We start from the raw sequence: 19,874 nt of genomic DNA on the forward strand, positions 1-19,874 counted from the left end.
CGAGCCCGCCTCAGCGTCGAACCGTGCACTGACGGTGGCTGAATGAGCCGCCTGCGTCGAGCGCTGCGTCGCCTGCGTCGCTGGACGACGCGCGCACTGGTGCTGGTCATCGTGTTGAGCGGCCTGCTGGTCGCCATTCTGTCGCGTATTCTGCCCTGGCTGGAAGCCAGGCCCGAGCAGGTCGAAGCTTGGCTGAGCGCCCGGCTGGACGAAGCGGTCGACATCCAGCGCCTGCGCGCCGAGTGGAATGGCCGTGGCGTGCGGCTGGATATCGATGGGCTGCGTATCGGTGACGCCGAAGGCATCGCGATCGATCGTGCCGTCGTTCAGTTGCATGCCTTCACCGGCTGGTTGCCCGATCAGCCCTTGACCTCGCTGCATCTGCTCGAGACCCATGTTCAGCTGGAGCGCTCCGAGCAAGGGCAGTGGCGGGTCAGCGGGCTTCTGGCGCGGCGTGGCTCGGGTGAAGTGGATGTCAGCTTGCTTGAGCGGATCGGGGAACTGGTACTCGACCGGGCCTCCTTGCACGTCGATGACCGCGCCAGTGGGCACACCTGGACCTTGCCGCACCTCGATGCGCGCTTGCGCACTCAGGGCGGACGTTTGCGCCTGGGCGTGAACGCCTACAGCGGTAAGTCTCGACCGCAAAGCCTGATCGCCGATTTTGACTTGCAGGGAGAGAGCGGGCGCCTGTATCTGAATCTGGATGTGGCGCGCGCGAGTAATTGGGCTGGCAGCTGGATGGCGGCCCATCAGTGGCCGGATGTGGCGCTGGCTGGCCAGTTGTGGGTCGACATAGCGCGGCGACAGGTGGTGTCGGCGCAGGGCAGTCTGGATCTGGGCCTGTTGCCGCCGACGCTGGCCGAGGGCGAGTCCGTGGTCGGTCCGATGCAACCTGCATCAACCCCGAACATGGCTCTGCAGTTTGCCCTGCAGAACGACCACAACGGTTGGCAAGGGTGGGCGCAGGAGAGTGGTGAGTCCGGTGCCTGGATCCGCTTGAGCAGCCATGCGGGTCGGCGGCAGGTCGAGGCATCGGGATGGCGGGTCGAGCGGCTGCTGCCCTGGCTGTTCCGGCTGCCGAGCGAGGCGCTGCCGGGGCTGGATGAAGGACAACGACAGCGTTGGCAACTGCGCGCGCCGCGCGGCGATCTCAGTGGCCTGCGGATGGCCTGGGGCGGCGACCAACCCCTGCAGATTGCCGCCCTGCTGCAGGGCGTGGGCATCGAGGCGTCTGGCAACGAGCCGGGCTTTGCCGCGCTCGATCTGGCCGTCGACGGCGAAGGCCAGCGTTTTGCGGTGCAGCTGCATGCCGCTGATCTGGCCTTTGATTGGCCCACCAGCCTGCGCAGCGTGTTTCACTCTTCGTTGCGGGGTGAATTCATGCTGTGGCGCGATGAGCAGCAGCACTGGTGCCTGTCAGCCCTGGACGCCGCTGTCCACGACGCTGAGTTTCAGATCGACGTAGGTGGCGAGCTGTGTTTCAACGGCGGCCGCCCCAAGGTGGAACTGTCAGTTGAGGTGGCGCCGGCAGAACTGGTGGTGGCAAAGCGCTTCTGGGTGATCAACAAGATGCCGCCGCCAGCGGTTTCCTGGCTGGATGATGCGATTGAATCGGGTCGACTGAGTCGCGGCCGACTGCTGTTGTCGGGCGACCTGGATGATTGGCCGTTCCGCAACGGCGACGGGCGCATGGAAGCGCTGGCTGATCTGGAGGGTCTGCAGCTGAAATACCGCAGGGACTGGCCCGCCGGCACCGAATTGACCGGCTGGGCGCGTTTTCTCAACGACTCGATGGAGGTCGAACTGGCGGGCCGGGTCGACGGCATCGAGGTCGAGCGGGTGACCGGCGGTATTGATCGCTATCGCCGAGGACTGCTCGATCTGAATATCCAGGGCAAGGCGGATACCGCGGCGATGATGCGGTTGCTGCGCGACACGCCTTTGTGGGCCAAGCTTGCGCCGGGCCTCGACAAGGTGCGCATGCAGGGGCCGGGCAGCATCGATCTTGCTTTGCAAGTGCCGCTGAAGAAGGAGGGAGGCAGTCCGCGCATTGATGGGCGAGTCAAACTGCTGGAAGCCGATTTGCGGCAACCTGAGTGGGGGCTGAGCTTCGAAGGTGCTCAGGGCGTTGTCGAGATCAGCGAGCGCGGCGCGCGGATCGAACAGCTGGAGGTGATCCATGCCGGCCGACCTGCGCGTTTTGATCTGAAGGTTGGCAGTTTCGTGCCCGATCCGGCCAATCTGGTCGAGGCGGCGCTGACCGGCCGCCTTGACGCCGAGGCCCTGCTCGACACGCAGCCCGATCTCACCTGGTTGCGCCCGTATTTCGAGGGCAATTCGCTGTGGCGAATCGACTTGGGCGTGCCCAGCGACGGCGTCAGTGCCGCCAGACTCCGGCTACGCTCAGACCTGGTTGGCGCCAGCCTGGAGCTGCCGGCGCCGCTGCGCAAGTCAGATGCGGTGTCCATGCCGCTGGATCTACAAGTTGAGTTGGGCAAGGAGCAGAAGTCCATCGATCTGGCTCTCGGTGAGCTGATGCGCCTGCGCGGCAGCTTGAGTGAAGATCGTCCGTTCAATGGCGTGGCGGAGTTTGGGCTCGACTCCGGCATTGAACGCCCGGCGCGCGGCCTGGCCGTGGTGGGCAGCGTGCCGGTGCTGGACGCCAGCGGCTGGATGGGGCTCGCCGGAGGCGGTGGCGGGCTGATCGAATCGGTGGACCTGCGTTGCGGCGAATTGGACATCGGCGGTCGCTCGTTCTCGGAAACTGAAGTTCGCTGGAACTCAACATCCACCCACAGCCAGCTGGAGTTTGAGGGCCAGGGATTGCAGGGCGAGGTGGAGATCCCCACGGCGATTGAACAGTTTCAGCGTGGCATAACGGCACGTTTCGACCGACTGTACTGGCCGCTGAATGAACAGGCCAAGGGCGCCGAGGCGGGTATCGATCCCGGTTTGCTGCCGCCCCTGCACGTGCACGTGACCGATCTGCGCCTGGGTGATGCAGAACTGGGCGACACGCGGTTGGAGACCTTTCCGGACGCCGGCGGCATGCGTATCGATCTGCTGCAGTCGCGGTCCAGTGCACTGGAGCTCAGCGCACGAGGGTTTTGGCATGGCACGGGTGAACGAGAATACTCGCAGGTAGATGCCGAGTTCGTCTCTCTGGATCTGGGAGCGATGTTGAAGGCCCTCGGTTTCTCGGCCCTGGTCGAGGGTGGTCAGACCCTGTCGACGCTCAAGGCCCGCTGGCCGGGGCCGCCCTCTGCCTTTGCGCTGGAGCATGCCGAGGGCAGCCTGAGTCTAAGCGTTGAGCGCGGCACCATTCCGGAAGTCCGCCCGGGTGCCGGCCGCGTGCTGGGGCTGCTGAGTCTGTCGGAAATTCCTCGTCGTCTGGCGCTCGATTTCAGCGATTTCTTCAAATCAGGCCTGGCATTCAACAAGATCGAGGGCGAGTTTGTATTGGCCGGTGGTTCGGCAGTGACCGAAGGGTTGCGGATCGACAGCCCGGCCGCGGAAATCGTCATTCGCGGCCGCACCGGCCTCGCCGCACGCGATTATGACCAGACCATGGAAGTGATGCCTCGGGCCAGCAGCGTGCTGCCGGTGGTGGGCGCTCTCGCTGCCGGACCGGCCGGAGCGGCGATCGGTGCTGTGGCGCAAGCTGTGCTGCAGAAGCCCTTCAAACAGATGACCCGCACCCTGTACTCGGTCAAGGGCAGCTGGGAAGAGCCGCAGATCGACATTGTAGAACGAGGTCCTCGGCGCCCCGCCGCCAGTGAAGCGACCGATGAGCAAGGTGGAGGGATCAGCCGCCCGGTGCCCTGACAGGCCGGAAATCAAACACGTGCGTGCTTGCTTTCCGGGCGCGCCGTCCTGGGCGCGCAATATCAGGCTGCTGAAATGAGTCTCAGCAGCCTGCAAAGCCCGCGCTACAATGAGGGCAAGCTGCCGCTCATCGGCGGCAATGCAACCGGGCGTCGCCTTTTGATCGCCTGGCCTTGCCCCCATCTACTGGGGAAAGCCGTTTCAACGGCTCCTCTCTTTTGCTCGCCAGGGCTCTCTCCAGCCTTCCGCCCCACGAACCGAATCGGATATCGAATCGCATGACTGAAAACCTGCTGTCCTTGGTGCAATCGCGCCTGCTGACGCCGTCCGGCCTGGAGCAGGATGCGCTCGATCAGGTGTTGGGGCGCCTGCTCGCACCGAGCATCGATTTTGCCGATCTGTACTTCCAGCATAGCCGCCACGAGAGCTGGTCGATGGAGGACGGCATCGTCAAGAGCGGCACGCATTCGATCGAGAAGGGTGTCGGCGCCCGCGCCATCAGCGGTGACAAGACCGGCTTTGCCTATTCCGACGAGCTGCAGCTGCCGGCCCTGATGGAGGCGGCCGGGGCAGCGCGTGCCATCGCTCGCACCAGTGGCGATGGCCAACGCGCCGACCTGCGCTTGCATAGCCCGACGCCGCTGTATCCTTCGATCGACCCGATCGACAGTCTCAGCAGTGAGGCCAAGGTCAAATTGCTCGGTGAAATCGATCGTTATGTGCGCGATGCCGACAGCCGCGTGCGTCAGGTCATGCTGAGTCTGGCCGCGGTGGTCGACACCATTCTGGTGGCCCGCAGTGACGGCGTGCGGGCGGCAGATATTCGCCCCCTGGTGCGCTTCAACATCAGCGTGATTCTGGAACAGCACGGACGCCGGGAGCAGGGTTATGCCGGCGGCGGTGGGCGTTTTGATTTATCCGAGTTGATTGCCGGCGACCGGCTGAAAACACTGGCCGACGAGGCGCTGCGCCAGGCCCGGGTCAATCTGGAGGCGATCGATGCACCGGCCGGCACCATGCCGGTGGTACTCGGCCCGGGTTGGCCCGGTGTACTGCTGCACGAAGCGGTCGGGCACGGTCTGGAAGGCGACTTCAACCGCAAGGGCAGTTCGACCTTTGCCGGCAGAATGGGCGAGCTGGTGGCTTCGCCGCTATGTACCGTGGTCGACAACGGCACCATCGCCGGCCGTCGTGGGTCGCTGACCGTAGACGACGAGGGCACCCCGGCGGGCAACAACGTGCTGATCGAAAACGGTCGACTCACCGGGTACATGCAGGACACCCTCAATGCCCGTCTGATGGGCGTGAAGCCGACCGGCAATGGTCGTCGCGAGAGCTTTGCCCATCTGCCGATGCCACGCATGACCAACACCTACATGCTGGCCGGCCAGGATGCGCCGGAGGACATCATCAAGAGCGTCAAGCGCGGATTGTATGCGCCCAATTTCGGCGGTGGTCAGGTCGACATCACCTCCGGCAAGTTCGTGTTCTCGGCCAGCGAGGCGTATCTGATCGAAGACGGCAAGATTACCGCACCGGTCAAAGGAGCCACCCTGATTGGCAACGGGCCGGAAGTGATGAAGCGCATTTCGATGCTGGGCCACGATCTGGAACTCGACGCCGGGGTCGGCATCTGCGGCAAGGACGGCCAGAGTCTGCCGGTGGGCGTGGGTCAGCCGACTCTCAAGATCGACGCGCTGACGGTGGGCGGAACCCAGGCTGGATGAACCGAACAGCGACGGCCGTCCGCGGCTACTCTTCTTCGTCGCCGCTCGGTCGGCCCGAATCGAACAAGGTCTTGAGTTCGCGGAAGATCTCGCGAAACGCCTGCGGCGGCTTGTTGTGCAAGTGCTCGTCGCGGGCATTGCGCATCAGCTGGCGCATATGATGACGATCAAGCTCGGGAAACAGCTCGGCCAGTTGGCCGAGGGCCGCGTCGCCTTCGTTGAGCAGGCGCTGGCGCCAGCTTTCCAACCGATGCAGCAGGGCCGTTTCGCGCCGCGCTTCAGCGCCCTCGTGGTGCAGGGCATCGCGAATGGCTTGAAGCTCCTCGTCGTCTTCGCGACGCATCAGTTTGGCCAGATAGTGCAGCTGGCGCTTGCGCGCGATATGCGAGGTAATGCGCTGAGTGTCGCGAATCGCATCGCGCAGATGATCGGCAATCGGCAGGCCGCCCAGTTGCTGCGTGCTCAGCGCAACCAGCTTCTCGGCCAATTCGAGCACAGCCTCGGCTTCCCGCTTTCGCTGGCTGCGACTCGGGGCAAGGAAATCACCAGATTCAGGATCACGTCCGCGCATGGCGCGGGAAGGATACGCGGATGAGCCAACAAATCGCAAAGAAATTGTCGAACTCGGAGGTGGATCACTCCGGGCGTCTGGCCGAACTGGCCGAAAAAGTACTGGCCGAATGCCGTCGACGCGGCGCTTCGCAGGCCGAGGTCGGATTGAACGAGGAGTCCGGTCTGTCGGTGAACGTGCGCCTGGGCGACGTGGAGACCATCGAGTACACCCGCGATCGCGGCCTGAGTCTCACCGTCTATTTTGGCAAGCAGCGTGGCAGCGCCAGCACGGCGGATCTCGATCCCGAATCGATCGATATCACGGTCGATCAGGCCTGCGCCATCGCTCGCTACACCCAGCCCGATGACTGCGCCGGCCTGGCCGAAGCCGAACTGATGGCCACCGAGTTTCGTGACTTCGATGTCTGGCATCCCAACGCCATCGATGCCGACGCCGCCGTGGCGCTGGCCGTGGAGGCCGAATCGGCTGGGCGAGAACTCGATCCGCGGATCAAGAATTCCGATGGTGCCAGCGTCAATGCCGGTCAGGGCTTCTCCTTGTACGCCAATAGTCACGGTTTTCTGGGTCATGAGCGAGCCACCTCGTACAGCGTGAGCTGTTCGCTGATCGCCGGAGAAGGCGAGGGCATGCAGCGCGACTACTGGTATGACGGTGGCTGCCGGCTGGATCTGCTGCAATCGGCGCGGGACATCGGCCGCACCGCCGCGGAGCGCGCCTTGGCCAGGTTACAGCCGCGCTCGCTGCCCACCGGCCGCTACCCGGTGCTGTTCGCCGCCGAGATGGCGCGCTCGCTGATCGGGCACCTGTGCTCGGCGGCCTCTGGCAGTGCCCTGTACCGGCAGGCCTCGTTCCTGCTCGATCATCTGGGGCAGCCGGTGTTACCGGCCGGCATCAGCCTGATCGAACGGCCGCACAAGATGCGTGGCCACCGTTCCGCCGCCTTCGACAACGAAGGTGTGGCTACCTACGACAATCCCTTGGTGGAAGACGGTGTATTGCAGCGCTACATCCTCAGCAGCTATTCGGCGCGCAAGCTTGGCCTCAAGACCACCGCCAACGCCGGCGGCCTGCATAACCTCGAGGTAAGTTGCGGGGCCAAGAGTCGCGAGGAGCTTGTACGGGAGATGGGGCGGGGCGTACTGATCACCGAGCTGATGGGGCAGGGCGTGAATACGGTCACCGGCGACTACTCGCGCGGCGCGGCTGGTTTCTGGGTGGAAAACGGCGAGATCCAGTATCCGGTCGATGAACTGACCATCGCCGGCAATCTGAAATCGATCCTGATGCAGATCGTCGAGATCGGCGCCGATATCGATACCCGTTCTTCCACCTCAGTGGGCAGCATTCTGATCGAGTCGATGACCGTCGCCGGTAGCTGATTGGCCGGGGCGGCCGCTTAGGACAGGCGTGCTGACGGCTGCTGCGGCGCGCCGCTGAATGCATCGAAAATCGGTCCGTCACAGCATCCAAAGGTCGTCGTCCTTGACCTTACGAGCGGAAGCGCCGACAGTGGCGACCGAGCCAGCCGTTTCAGCGGCTGGTCCAAGGTCCGTTCGTTTCTAAGCCCGCGAGGAGGATACCGCAGTGACCGATGCTCAGAACCCCAGCCCGACCCCGCCGCCGCCCGGCGATCCCGCAGGCCCAGGTCAAGAGGCACGCCAATGGGCCATGTTCACCCACTTGTCAGCCCTGGTCGGATTTCTAATCCCACTCGGTAGCATCATCGCGCCGCTGATCATGTGGCAGGTGAAGAAAGCCGAGTCGCCGTTCATCGACGAACAAGGCAAGGAAGCGCTGAACTTCCAGATCACCGTATTGATCGCCGTGATCGTCTGTATCATTCTCAGCTTCGTGCTGATTGGCCTGCTGTTGCTGCCGATCGTCGGCATCGGGGCCCTGGTGCTCACCATCATTGCCGGCATCAAGGCCAACGAAGGTGTCAGCTATCGCTACCCGATGACCTTGCGCCTGATCAGCTGATCAAAGGTGCAGCGCCTCGTTTCAGTTCAACGAAGCGAGGCGCTAAGTGGTGCAGCTGCGCCGCGATCGGGTTTCCCAAAGTAGGCGTGTAGCCCCAGAATCGTAGGGTGGGCCTATGGCCCACCGGTCGCAGCACCGGGGTGCGCCATTCGCTTCAGTGTTGCCGCACGGCCACCCATTGCCCGATGGCGTGCAGGGCGGAAGAGTCGCGCTGCAAGCGTTGCAACGCCTGATCTATGGCTTCTCCTTGCAAGCGCAGCTTACTGCGCGCGCCTTCCAGCCCGAGCAGGGCCACATACGTCGGCTTGTTGGCGGCATCGTCCTTGCCGGCGGTCTTGCCCAGGGTGGCGCTGTCAGATTCGACGTCCAGCAAGTCGTCCTTGATCTGAAAGGCCAGACCCAGGGCATTGGCGTAGTCATCCAGTGCAGCGAGTTCGGCGCCATCGGCATTGCCGGCGATGGCCGCGATACGCACCGCGGCGCGAATCAGCGCGCCGGTCTTGCGTCGATGCATATCTTCCAGCGCCATCAGGCTGAGGGTTTGGCCGACCGCGGCAATATCGATCGCCTGTCCGCCGCACATGCCGATCGAGCCTGAGGCCCGGGCCAGCGTTCCAACGATCTCAACCAGACGCTCGGTCGGCAGCGCAGAACGGCAGGCGACGGCGAAAGCTTCGGTCAACAAAGCATCGCCGACCAGTATGGCGGTGGCCTCGTCAAACGCACGATGCACAGTCGGTCGGCCGCGGCGCAGGTCATCATTGTCCATCGCCGGCAGATCGTCGTGGACCAGGGAATAGGCATGGATCATCTCGATCGCCGCCGCCAGCGCATCAAGTCGTTCTGGGGCGTCGCCCAGCACGTGCCCGGTGGCGTACACCAGGGTAGCGCGCAGGCGCTTGCCGCCGCCCAGAGCGGCATAGCGCATCGCTTGGTGCAGGCGCCGTGGCTCAGCCTCGGCCTTCGGTAGGTGTTGATCGAGCGCCTGTTCTGCACGCGCCGCCCAGGCGGCCAGCGAGAACTCAGTCTTCATCGAAGTCCTGAGCGGTTTCCGGTTTCAACGGGTCACTCAGCAGCTTGACCCGCAGCTCCGCCTTCTCCAGTGCACCCTGGCACTGCCGATAGAGCGAAATGCCGCGTTCGTAAGCGCTGAGCGATTCGTCCAGACTCATATCACCCCGTTCCATCTTCTGAACCAGTGACTCCAGCTCATCGAGGGATTGTTCGAAGCGGTTGATCGAGGCGTTGTCGACTTGCTCGGCTGACTCGGCTGACTCGGCGGGGGGCGGCGTGCCTTTCTTGCTCATGAAGCGCGATGCTCGGGGTGCGGGTCTGCCGCGAGTGTGCCGAGGCCGGGTCTCAGGGTCAACGCATGACTGGTGTTCAGGCCACTCGATGTGCGGCGTCGCGCCAATGCACCAGGGCCTGCTCGATGGCCAGTTCGGTGCGCGCCCGTTCGGCCTGTTGTGCTCGATACGCCATCACCGCCTGCTCCAGACTGACCGGCTGAAATCGCAGTTCGCTACTGGGCCGGCATTGCGCCATCAAGCCGAGGTCGGCTTGAATCACCTGACCCATGACCGGATAGCCGCCGATGGTCTGTGCATCGACCCCGAGCACGATCGGCAATCCATTCGGCGGCAGCTGCAGCGTACCCGGCAGCACCGCTCGCGACAGCAGACTGCCGTGTGCGGGTGCAGCCAGCGCCGTGCCCTGCAGGCGCAGTCCTTGGCGATTGCTGTCCGCGCCGACGCGCCAGGATTGCGCCGTGAACGGTTCGATCTGGGCGGCCATCTGCGCAGCCGCTAGGAATCGGATCGGCAGCGAGCCTCTGCGGATCGATGGGGGCGGCGCCAGCCACCACGCCGGTGCAGATGAAATGTCGCGAGAATTTACCTCTCGTCGTGGTGGGTGGGCCAGGAACAGCTGATCGCCTTCACGCAGCGCCCGGCCGTGCAGACCGCCAAACCCAGCACGAAGATCAGTGGCCGCGCTGCCCATCAGGAAATCGGCTCGCCACCCGCCATCCACGCAGAGATAGAACAGACTGCCCCGACTCAGCCGGCGCACTCGCATTCGTGTGCCTGCCGGCAGCTCGACCGGACGCGCGAGCGCCAGGCGCTGGCCATTGCAATCGATTTCGGCGTCCGCACCGTAGGCGGCGATGCGCGCCGGCCGATGGAACTCGATGTGAAGGCCGGATTGCCAGATCTCCAGTGCCGCGCAGCCGGGCGCAGCAGACAGCAGGCGGCAGGTCAGTTGATAGGCATGCAGGTCAGCGGCGCCACCGGCGGCAATGCCCAATCGACGCAATCCTGGTCGACCGGCATCCTGCAGACTGCACAGCAGTCCTGCGCTGAGCACGCTGGCCAGTGCGCTGGAGGCGAGCTCGTTCATGCTCACTTGCCATCGGCCACGGCCACAAATCTGACCCGCTGGCCAGGCTGTAGCAAGGTCGGTGGATTGGCATAGGGGTCAAACAATGCAGCCTCAGTGCGGCCGATCAACTGCCAGCCACCCGGGCCGGCGATCGGATAAATGCCGGTTTGACTGCCGGCGATGCCGACGCTGCCGGCAGCGACCTGCCGACGCGGGGTGGCATGACGCGGACAATGCAGGCGATCGTCAAGGCCGATCAGGTACGGAAACCCGGGCGCGAAGCCGAGCATGGCCACGGTGTACAGCGGCGCCGAGTGCGCTGCGATGAGTTCCTGATCACTCATCCCCACGCGCTGGCACAGGGCAGTGAAATCCGCGCCGAACCTGGCGCCGTAGCGTACCGGAATCTCGATTGCTGCCTGACTGTTCGAAATGCGGTGGCTGCTTTGCTCAGCGCGGTGCCTTGCTGCGATGGCACCTTGCAGCAAGCTCAGGATCTCTGCGCGCCGTTCCATCAGCACCACGGGATCGAACACCAGGCCCAGGCTGGCGTACGCTGGCACCGTATCGAGTAGGCCTGGCAAGGATGTCAGCGTCGCGGCCAGGCCTTGCACCTCGGCCACGAGCAGCGGATCGATCTCCTCATCTGACCAGCGCACCAGATAGCCAAACTCGCCAAGCGGCTCGAGCTTGGGATGGGCGGGCTGAGGTGCCGCGCGCAGGGAGGTCAGTTTTCCAGCGCCTGACGCAGGTCGCGCACCCTCTTGACCAAGGCCTCCGGTTCGTACGGACGCGCGTGGGTGCGACCCCACACCGGCGCCGGCCAGGCCGGGTCGTCGGTGAAGCGGGCGATAACATGCACGTGCAGCTGCGGCACCACGTTGCCAAGTGCGGCGACATTCAACTTGTGCGGTCGAAACAGCTGTTTCAGAACGCGCGAAACGCTGTTGATTTCGCCCATCAGCAGGGCTTGCTCGCCGGCATCGAGATCGATCAGCTCGACGGCTGCGGAAACCCGCGGTACCAGAACCAGCCAGGGATAATTGCAATCATCCATCAGGCGCAGCGAGCTGAGCTCGAACTCCGCCACCGGGTGTGAGTCGGATGCCAGTTGGGCATGTAGCGAAAACGGCTGCTGACTGCCATTGGCGTGGTGGCTGGGTTTGATCATTGGCGTGCTGGGTGAAGGATAGCTATGCATGATCAACTCCTCAGGACCCGGGTAAAGAAGTGCATGGTGCGTTCCATCGCTTGAGCCGAGGACACCGGGTCGTAGTCGGCACGTTCATCGCAGTTGAATCCGTGGCTTGCCTGATAGGTGTAGACGCGCGCGTCGATATGATTCTCACGATGCGCCTGGATGTCTTCGGCACTGATCAGCGGATCGTTCTCGCCGAAATGAAACTCCATCGGTGCCTGCAGTCGCTCGCGAATGAAGGGCATGCTACGCGCACCGTAAAAATCGACCGCGGGCAGGCCCAGGCGCGTGTTTGACAGATAGGCCAGGGTGCCGCCCCAGCAGAAGCCGACTACACCGACCATGGCTTCAGAGGACAGTTCGCGCTGCAGAGAATTGATGTCGCCGAGGCAGCGTTCGAAGCCCAGTTGTTCGACCAGCTCCCGGCCCCGCGTCACGCCGGCCTCGTCGTAATTGAGCTCGATATGTGGGGCGATGTGATCGAACAGGGCCGGGGCGACGGCGATGAATCCATGGTGGGCAAAGCGATCCACCAGATGGCGAATATGACCATTCACGCCGAAGATCTCTTGCACGATGATCACTGCCCCGTGCGGCAGATTGGGCGGGTCGCAGCGCCAGCCGCCGATGCGACCGGTGGGTGTGCTGATGGAAACCGGATGACCCATTGCTCTCTCCGCGCCGAATTCCCCATGTTCGCTGCCATCCTGCATCCTGCAGTTTTGCAGCGCAATCGGTCGCGACAAAGCCGCGCCACCACTGCCGGAATTCAAGCACTTGCGTGTTCGATTTCCGCGCATGCCGCTCCCTGGCATGCGACACCGGCTGCCGGTGAACCGCAGCCGCCTTGCCTGCTTAGATTACGTCAATCCCACGGCGACGTAAGCCCTATAATGTCGAGGTTCAGGGCTGATGATCGGCTGGTTGGTCCATTGCGCCCGGTGGCTCGCATTTGCGCGCTGCACTTCAGACTCTTTGCGGAACTCATTCATGTCGCGTCAACAACCCAAAGTCGGATTCGTCAGCCTCGGCTGTCCCAAGGCACTGGTCGATTCCGAGCGTATCCTCACCCAACTCAAGGTTGAGGGCTATGACATCGTGCCCACCTATGACGCTGCCGACGTTGTAGTCGTCAATACCTGTGGTTTCATCGAATCGGCGGTAGATGAGTCGCTAGGCGCGATCGGCGAAGCGCTGAACGAGAATGGCAAGGTGATCGTCACCGGCTGCCTCGGCAAGCGGCCAGAAAAGATTCTTGATGTGCACCCAGGGGTGCTGGCGATCAGCGGCCCACAGGACTATGCCAGCGTCATGGATGCGGTGCACAAGGCGATTCCGCCCAAGCACGATCCGTTCGTCGACCTGCTGCCGGATTACGGTCTCAAGCTGACACCCAAGCACTACGCCTATCTGAAGATCTCCGAAGGCTGCAATCATCGCTGCAGCTTCTGCATCATTCCGTCGATGCGTGGTGACTTGGTTAGTCGGCCTGTCGATGATGTGCTTCGAGAGGCGGAACGTCTAGTTAAAGGTGGCGTGAAGGAACTGCTGGTGATCTCGCAGGACACCAGCGCCTATGGCGTGGACACCCGATATGCCGAGAGGCAGTGGCGCGACAAGACCTACGCCACGCGCATGGGCGACCTGTGCAAGGGGCTTTCGGAACTCGGTGTCTGGGTGCGGTTGCACTATGTCTACCCGTATCCGCATGTCGACGACATCATTCCGCTGATGGCTGAAGGCAAGCTGCTGCCCTATCTCGACATCCCGTTCCAGCATGCCAGCCCAAAGATTCTCAAGGCGATGAAACGGCCCGGCGCGATCGACAAGGTGCGCGAGCGAATTCACCGCTGGCGTGAGATCTGTCCGGAGATCACCTTGCGCAGCACCTTTATCGTCGGCTTCCCGGGCGAGACCGAGGACGATTTCGAGGAACTGCTCGACTTCATCGACGAGGTCGAACTCGATCGGGTGGGTGCCTTTGCCTACTCACCGGTCGAAGGTGCGGCGGCCAACAATCTGGCCGACCCGGTGCCGGAAGACGTCAAGCAGGAACGCCTGCAGCGCTTCATGGAACTGCAGGCCGAGATCAGCGCCGACAAGCTGGCCGACAAGGTCGGTAGCCTGCAGGAAGTGCTGGTCGATCGCGTCGATGGTGAACTCGCCTTCGCCCGCTCGAAAGCTGACGCGCCGGAAATCGATGGCTCAGTGCAGATCCAAAACGGGGCAGAGGCCGGCCTGAAGCCGGGCGACTTCATCGAAGTCGAAATCATGGGCAGCGACGAGCACGATCTCTACGCCCTGGTGCGCGATTGATCCGGCAGATCGAGAGCCGCGCTTTGCACCTCCCCTTGCGACGCGCAGCGTCGGAGGGGGAGGCCGGGAGGGGGTAGCTGCGCTTGGCCAAGCAACGCTTCGTTGCCCCGACCCGAGCCAAGCTCGATCGCTCGGTATTCGATCACCCGGTGTTCGCCGAATTCGAGTTCGCCAAGCCCTGGCTGCAGTCCACTGACTGGCCAGGCCTGGTCGAACTCAACGATAGGCTAAGTGAGCGGCTGTCGAATGAAGGGCTGCCGAGCACTCGCCTGGTGGCGCAAACGCCGGGTTTGTTGGCTGATGGACTGCACTATGAGCAGCGTATCGCCGAAGGGCGCCTGGCCACGCGCGAAGAAAACTGGCACGACTTGCTGAATGCGTTGATCTGGATGCGGCATCCAGCGATCAAGCGGGCGATGAATGCGCGCCAATGTCGGGACATTGCGTTGGTCGGCAGCAAGCAGCGCACCCGGGCACAGGCAGCCTTGACCCATTTCGATGAGGCCGGTGCCGTGGTGGTGTTGCGTGATGCCGAGCGCACCGCGGCCTGGGATCGGCACGACTGGGCGGCGGTGTTTATGGATCTTCAAGCCGCCGACATCGCGGTCAGTATCGTCGGTCATGCCCTGCTTGAACATCGACTTGAGCCCGATCGGCTGTTGGTCGGCAAGGCCTGGGTCTGGTTCGACCCGCAACCTCAGGCTCATCTGGAGCAAATTCTGCAAGTCTGCGCCGAGCAGATTGCCGTCGGCAGCGCCCTTAACGACCCCTTGGACCTGCGACCGTTTCCCATGATGGGTCTGCCGGGCTGGCATGCCGATGCTGGGCAGCCGGCCTTCTACCGCGAAGCGCCCTGTTTCCAGCCTGTGAGAGCAGGGCGGACTTATCCGGACCCGAGCATGTTGGTCGGGCCGACCGAGCCGTAGCTGACTTCGGTGATCACGAATTGCCGACGCCCCTCGGGTAATTGCACGCTGACTTCATCGTCAACCCGGGCCTTGAGCAGGGCTCTGGCCATCGGCGAATCGATACTGATCCAGCCACGTGCCGCATCGGTTTCATCCGGCCCGACCAGGCGATAGCGGACCAAGTCGCCGCGCTCACAACACTCAAGTTCGACCTCGGCCCCGAAGAACACCTGCTGCGGATCACTCGGCACCTGATCGACGACCTTTAGCTTCTCCAGCCGCTTGCTGAGATAGCGCACCCGACGGTCGATCTCGCCCAGCTGCTTCTTGCGGTACTGGTATTCGGCATTCTCCGAGCGATCGCCCTCCGCTGCCGCCGCGCTGAGTGCACGCACCACCTCCGGTCGCCGCTCACGCCACAGCTCGTTCAACTCCCCACGCAGCCGCTCGAAACCCTCGCGGGTGATCAGGGCGGTGGATGTCGGGGCCGGTGGACGCCAGCGGCTCATGCCAACGTCCTGGGAAGCAAGTTGCGTGCTATCAAGATCTGCTCTGCGTCGTTGTCGAACACAGAAGTTTACGCGTGCTGAGCGCGATGGGAACTGGCTGGGGTTGCTACTCCAGGATTCGTGGGCGGAGTCAGGCGTTTCCCCTCTCCCCAACCCCTCCCCCGCCAGGGGGGAGGGGCTTCAAAGCGACGCTGCATCGCGCATGCACGACTATCCTGCCTTGCGAGAGAGGCGGGGATTCCGCACGGCACTGCGAGGCGACCGCAGGACGAAGAACGACCATGCTCTAAAGCCTCTCCCCCCGGCGGGGAGGGGTTGGGGAGAGGGGGATGACCTCGCCTTACCCTCACTCCGCAGGGCGTCCAGTCCCCCAGCTACTTAGCCACCAATACCAGCACGCCACGCCCGCAGACGCTGTACGGGTACCACTCACCGCCGATAAAGTCCTCGCTGCCCGGAGTGCGCACCTGATTGGGGCCTTCGGCCCAGCTGCAGCTATCGGTCACCCGATACCAACGCTTGCCATTGCCGGGCCAGGGCAGGTTGAAGGTCACGCTGCCGCTCCAGCCGTTGTAGGCGACATAGATGGCCGAAGCGGGGTCGCCGAATTCGCTGCCGTCGATGCGGAAGGCAATCGCCCGGTTATTGCTGTTGTTGAAATAGCTGGCGTCAGGCACATAGCCATCGGGTTTGAACCAGCGGTGCTGCTCCATCACGTTGCCGTTGTTGTCGACCGAGGAGTAGAAGTTCAGCGGCCGCAGCGCCGGATGGGCCTTGCGGAAGGCGATCAAACGTTGGGTGTAGGTCCAGAAGTCCTGATTGAAGCCGCTGCCGGAATAGCTCAGCCAATTGGTCGATGCATCGAGGTTGTAGGGATTGTTGTTGCACTGCAGGCTGCGCAGGTATTCATCGCCGCCGACAATCATCGGCACGCCGGCGCTGAGCAGTTGCAGGGCCATGCCATTGCGTGCCGCCTTGCGTTGATCGGCGGCGATATTGCCTTGATCCCAGCTGTTGTTGTCATCGCTGCCGCCATCCGAGGGGCCCCAGGGCCAGGGCTGGTTGTTGTTCTTGTTGTTGCAGCTGTAGAGATCCTTCAGGGTGAAGCCGTCGTGGGCGGTCATGAAGTTGACCGAGTGCCAGGGCTTGCGACCATCATCGCCGTACAGATCGGAGGAGCCGGCGAAGCGGCTGGCCAGCTGGCCCGGTGTGATCGGTGCAACACCGAGTTTGTTCTGCGACTGCCGGATCACATCGCGATACTGGCCGTTCCACTCGATCCACTTCACCGGAAAGCCGCCGACCTGATAGGTATTGCCACCGATCGCCCAAGGTTCGGCAATCAGATCGATGCCGCTGCCGCCGCTGGCGGGGCGCGCGCTGAGTTCGGCGGTGATGCGGTTGAGCGCCGTGTTGGGATCATCGCGACTGTAGTTAAAGCAGCCATGCTCGCAGGTATTGCCCAGCACCGAAGCAAGATCGAAGCGGAAACCATCGACGCCCAGCGTGCGATGCCAGTAGTCGAGCGAATCGATGATCAGATTCTGCGCGATCGGGTTGCGGGTATTGAAGTTGCCACCGACGCCGGTGTTATCCCAGTTGAACTGCTTGTCGCTGGTTAATGAGTAATAGGTCGGGTTGTCCAGCCCGCGCCAACTGAACACATTGAAAGTGCTGGAGTCGCTGCCATTCCAGGCACCGCCCTCGCCGGTGTGGTTGTACACCACATCGATATAAACCTTGATGCCGACGTCGTGAAAGGCTTTGACCATCTTCTTGAATTCACGAGTCGGTCCACCCGGCGTCTTGTCCTTGGCATAACGACGATCAGGGGCGAAGTAGTTCAGGGTCATGTATCCCCAATAGTTGTCGCCCGCGGTGCTGGTCGGATTGACATCATTGGCGTCGTTGTCGGTTTCCTGCACTGGCAGGAACTCGACCGCGGTGATGCCGAGGCTGGCGAGATAAGCTGCTTTCAGACCGGCGCCCTCGTAGGTGCCGCGCGCCGCACTGGGAATGCTGCTGTCGTTGCGGGTCAGGCCGCGCACATGGATTTCGCTGATCACCTCGTCCTTGAACGCACGGGTCGGCTTGCTGCCGGTGCTCTGGCTGTCGGCCGCCAGCACAATGCCTTTCGGTGCTTTGGCGCCGCTATCCTTGTTGCGATGCAGAGGGCCAGAGGCGAATACCGTGCCGTCGGTGTTGTTGGCATTGTTCGGGTCATGGCTGATCTCGCGCGCATAGGGATCCAACAACAGCTTGTTTGGATTGAAGCGGTTGCCCTGGCTGTCGACATCGCTGACAAAGCCGGTCGCGCTCCCCTTGCGCCAGGCACTGCTGTAGGTCCAGTTAGGCCCCCAGGCGCGGTAGCCGTAGTAGACCGTGCCGGTGAGTCGATAGCTGTTGGCCAGAGTAGAACTCGATACGGTTTTCGACCAGACGTTGCTGCTGTTCTTGGTCAACACGTACTTGGCCACTTCCTGCGCTCCGTACGGTGTCTTGTACAGCCAGACTTCGATCCGCGTGGCGCGTTGCGAATAAACCTTGAAGGTGATCTGTGATTTGTCGGCGTTGTAGCGTCCGCCCAGTTGCTGGGCGTCGATCGCGGCCGAAACTTCGAAAGCAAAACACAGGCACGAGAGTACAAGAGCCCAAAGGCTCAGCTGGACTGAACGCATGATTTTCCCCACCATGATGATCGCTGCGGCGGATGCCGACTGGTTCGCGCGTTACGTCCTGCAGAGCCAATCCAGCATTCAGCGCCGATGGTTGCCTTCCCCAAGGCAGGATGCACAATGCGCGGGTGTGAAGTGATCGTCAATTGTGCAAGCCCTGTTTGCATACGTATTCAGTCGCCACCCGTCGGAAGGCACCCATGTCCCCATCTGGCTCCAACGAAGTGAACCCGCAAGCCCAATCGCCGGACGATGCTGAGCGCCACACTTCGCGAGTGAGTTTCGAGCGCCTGCGTGAACGCACCGACGAGCTGGAACTGCTGGTATCTGGCCTGTCGATGCTGGCCTTGTTCAGCGTTCCCGGATGGTTGGTGGATCGCTACGAGGAGTACTTCACGCAACTGCCCTTGGGCCTGATGGCTGCCGCCTTGACTGCCGTGCCAATGGCCATGGCAGTGGCTTATCTGTTGGCGTTCTGCTTTCTGATCCACCTGGGTATTCGAGCCTATTGGGTGGGCCTGGTGGGACTGCGATCAGCCTTTCCCGGCGGTATCCACTGGGACAATGCCAAGGGCATGGGGCCGATCAACCGCAGCCGATTGCAGGCCTTGCTGCCAACGCTGGAATCGGCGATCGAACGCTCCGATCGCCTGTGCTCGGTGCTGTTTGCGGTGATCACACTGGCCGCCCTCACTTTCCTCTGGCTGGGCTTCCTGATGACCCTGGTGTTTGCTGGGGCAGGCATGGTCGGCAATCACTTCGGCAGCACCAACCGCACCATTGACTCGGTGATGTCGGCATTCGTGCTGCTGGTGGTGGGCGCACCGTTGATGTTGTGGTTTCTCGATGCGCTTCTGGCCGCCCGCATTCGTGCGTTACGCGAGTCGAAGTTGTATGCAGGTATGGTCAGGTTGCTGGCCTGGGTGGTAGGTAGGATTTTTCCCGAACGCCTGATTTCACCGGTTCGTCTGACGCTGCAGACCAATACTCGGCCGCGAATGGTATTAGCCGCATTCGTGCTTAGCATCGTGCTGGTCCCTTGGTTTGGGGTCACGGTATTCCAGTCTGCGTTGTCGTTGGATGCACTGGGTACGATCAAGTACGTACGCTCTTGGCAGACCTTGGGTGGCCAGCGATCGCAGAACTACGAGTCCTTGCGCGTAGCGGCTGATCGGCGCAGCGCCGTGCCAATGATTCCTGATCAGGTGATCGAACAGGCCTGGGTCAATCTGTTTCTGCCCTACATGCCGATTCGCGACGACCTGTTGATCCAACAGCGCTGCGCCGGCTACGTGAAATGGCTGGAGACCGCGCGCAACGATTTCGATCCTCTGGCGCCGCGCGACCCGAGTTTCGAGTTTGACGACCAAAGTGCCGAACGAGCACGGGCGTGCCTTGCCGAAATATGGCAGGTACGGCTCAACGGGCGTCTGATTCCTCTGGATGCAGCCTGGACGTCCGAGCGGCGCGACTTGTCACTGCGTGGCCTGACGTTGCCGATTGATCTTCGCGGCGAGCGCCCGGGACCGCAGCATCTCGAGGTGATATGGCGACCGAACCCGGAGCGCGACCAGAAGGTTGATGACTACATGCCCGATATCTGGCGATCGCGGATTCCTTTCATCTGGTCACCCGAATGGGCGGCCGAGCCGAGTGGGATGCCGTAACTGATGCCACGGGAACCGGCCGCCTAGCAGGCTGCTGAAGTACTCATTTCAGCAGCCTGATATCGCGCGCCAAGGACGGCGCGCGCGGAAAGCAAACCCGCAAGTGTTTGATT

At 62.9% G+C, this 19,874-nt stretch carries 15 protein-coding genes and 1 pseudogene; 7 read left to right on the forward strand and 9 right to left on the reverse strand.

The window, feature by feature from the left end; all coding sequences use genetic code 11:
• Nucleotides 1-42: 42 nt before the first annotated feature.
• A complete protein-coding gene (locus tag IFO71_RS14745; RefSeq protein WP_192030418.1) occupies nt 43-3,828 on the forward strand; it encodes a YhdP family protein in 3,786 nt (1,261 codons plus the stop codon).
• A 278-nt stretch (nt 3,829-4,106) separates the two neighbouring features.
• The gene (tldD, locus tag IFO71_RS14750) at nt 4,107-5,555 is read left to right on the forward strand and encodes a metalloprotease TldD (RefSeq protein WP_192030419.1); all 1,449 of its coding nucleotides are present in this window, start codon (nt 4,107-4,109) and stop codon (nt 5,553-5,555) included.
• A gap of 25 nt (nt 5,556-5,580) precedes the next feature.
• Here tldD and yjgA read toward each other — a convergent pair whose 3' ends face one another.
• Nucleotides 5,581-6,126, reverse strand: coding sequence for a ribosome biogenesis factor YjgA (gene yjgA / locus IFO71_RS14755; RefSeq protein WP_192030420.1), 546 nt, complete (start codon nt 6,124-6,126; stop codon nt 5,581-5,583).
• Nucleotides 6,127-6,146: 20 nt separating this feature from the next.
• Here yjgA and pmbA point away from each other — a divergent pair, with 20 nt between their 5' ends.
• On the forward strand, nt 6,147-7,508 hold the full coding sequence (gene pmbA / locus IFO71_RS14760; protein WP_192030421.1) for a metalloprotease PmbA: 1,362 nt from the start codon (nt 6,147-6,149) through the stop codon (nt 7,506-7,508).
• 205 nt (nt 7,509-7,713) lie between these two features.
• Nucleotides 7,714-8,109, forward strand: coding sequence for a DUF4870 domain-containing protein (locus IFO71_RS14765; protein ID WP_332309380.1), 396 nt, complete (start codon nt 7,714-7,716; stop codon nt 8,107-8,109).
• 154 nt (nt 8,110-8,263) lie between these two features.
• Here the strand turns inward: IFO71_RS14765 and IFO71_RS14770 are convergent, their stop codons facing one another.
• The 6 genes from IFO71_RS14770 to IFO71_RS14795 all read right to left on the reverse strand — a co-directional run bounded on the left by IFO71_RS14770 (nt 8,264) and on the right by IFO71_RS14795 (nt 12,354).
• Nucleotides 8,264-9,142, reverse strand: coding sequence for a polyprenyl synthetase family protein (locus IFO71_RS14770; protein ID WP_192030422.1), 879 nt, complete (start codon nt 9,140-9,142; stop codon nt 8,264-8,266).
• A complete protein-coding gene (locus IFO71_RS14775; protein WP_192030423.1) occupies nt 9,132-9,416 on the reverse strand; it encodes an exodeoxyribonuclease VII small subunit in 285 nt (94 codons plus the stop codon). The genes IFO71_RS14770 and IFO71_RS14775 overlap by 11 nt, the downstream gene beginning before the upstream one ends.
• Nucleotides 9,417-9,492: 76 nt before the next feature.
• Complete coding sequence (locus tag IFO71_RS14780; RefSeq protein WP_192030424.1) at nt 9,493-10,506, reverse strand: 5-oxoprolinase subunit C family protein; 1,014 nt, start codon at nt 10,504-10,506, stop codon at nt 9,493-9,495.
• A 2-nt stretch (nt 10,507-10,508) separates the two neighbouring features.
• Nucleotides 10,509-11,300, reverse strand: a complete 792-nt coding sequence (gene pxpB, locus IFO71_RS14785; RefSeq protein ID WP_332309381.1) for a 5-oxoprolinase subunit PxpB — start codon at nt 11,298-11,300, stop codon at nt 10,509-10,511.
• Nucleotides 11,216-11,659, reverse strand: a complete 444-nt coding sequence (locus IFO71_RS14790) for an HIT domain-containing protein (RefSeq protein ID WP_192030436.1) — start codon at nt 11,657-11,659, stop codon at nt 11,216-11,218. The genes pxpB and IFO71_RS14790 overlap by 85 nt, the downstream gene beginning before the upstream one ends.
• Nucleotides 11,660-11,691: 32 nt before the next feature.
• Nucleotides 11,692-12,354, reverse strand: coding sequence for a dienelactone hydrolase family protein (locus IFO71_RS14795; RefSeq protein WP_192030425.1), 663 nt, complete (start codon nt 12,352-12,354; stop codon nt 11,692-11,694).
• A gap of 322 nt (nt 12,355-12,676) precedes the next feature.
• Here IFO71_RS14795 and rimO point away from each other — a divergent pair.
• Both rimO and IFO71_RS14805 read left to right on the forward strand, forming a co-directional pair.
• Nucleotides 12,677-13,984: pseudogene (gene rimO, locus IFO71_RS14800) on the forward strand (30S ribosomal protein S12 methylthiotransferase RimO); the annotation flags it as partial.
• Between the two features lie 101 nt (nt 13,985-14,085).
• Entirely contained in the window at nt 14,086-14,928 is an 843-nt protein-coding gene (locus tag IFO71_RS14805) for a DUF3025 domain-containing protein (RefSeq protein WP_225444671.1), read from the forward strand.
• On the opposite strand, the gene greB is transcribed toward IFO71_RS14805, so the two are convergent.
• Nucleotides 14,886-15,419 carry a transcription elongation factor GreB gene (gene greB / locus IFO71_RS14810; RefSeq protein WP_192030427.1) on the reverse strand — a complete coding sequence of 178 codons (534 nt, stop codon included), beginning with the start codon at nt 15,417-15,419 and terminating at the stop codon, nt 14,886-14,888. The genes IFO71_RS14805 and greB overlap by 43 nt on opposite strands.
• Before the next feature lie 374 nt (nt 15,420-15,793).
• On the reverse strand, nt 15,794-18,097 hold the full coding sequence (locus IFO71_RS14815) for an isoamylase (RefSeq protein ID WP_192030428.1): 2,304 nt from the start codon (nt 18,095-18,097) through the stop codon (nt 15,794-15,796).
• 197 nt (nt 18,098-18,294) lie between these two features.
• Here IFO71_RS14815 and IFO71_RS14820 point away from each other — a divergent pair, with 197 nt between their 5' ends.
• Nucleotides 18,295-19,761, forward strand: coding sequence for a hypothetical protein (locus IFO71_RS14820; RefSeq protein WP_192030429.1), 1,467 nt, complete (start codon nt 18,295-18,297; stop codon nt 19,759-19,761).
• The last annotated feature ends 113 nt before the right edge of the window (nt 19,762-19,874 follow it).

Source organism: Pseudomarimonas arenosa (assembly GCF_014841215.1).
In the GTDB taxonomy this organism is placed as follows: domain Bacteria; phylum Pseudomonadota; class Gammaproteobacteria; order Xanthomonadales; family Xanthomonadaceae; genus Pseudomarimonas; species Pseudomarimonas arenosa.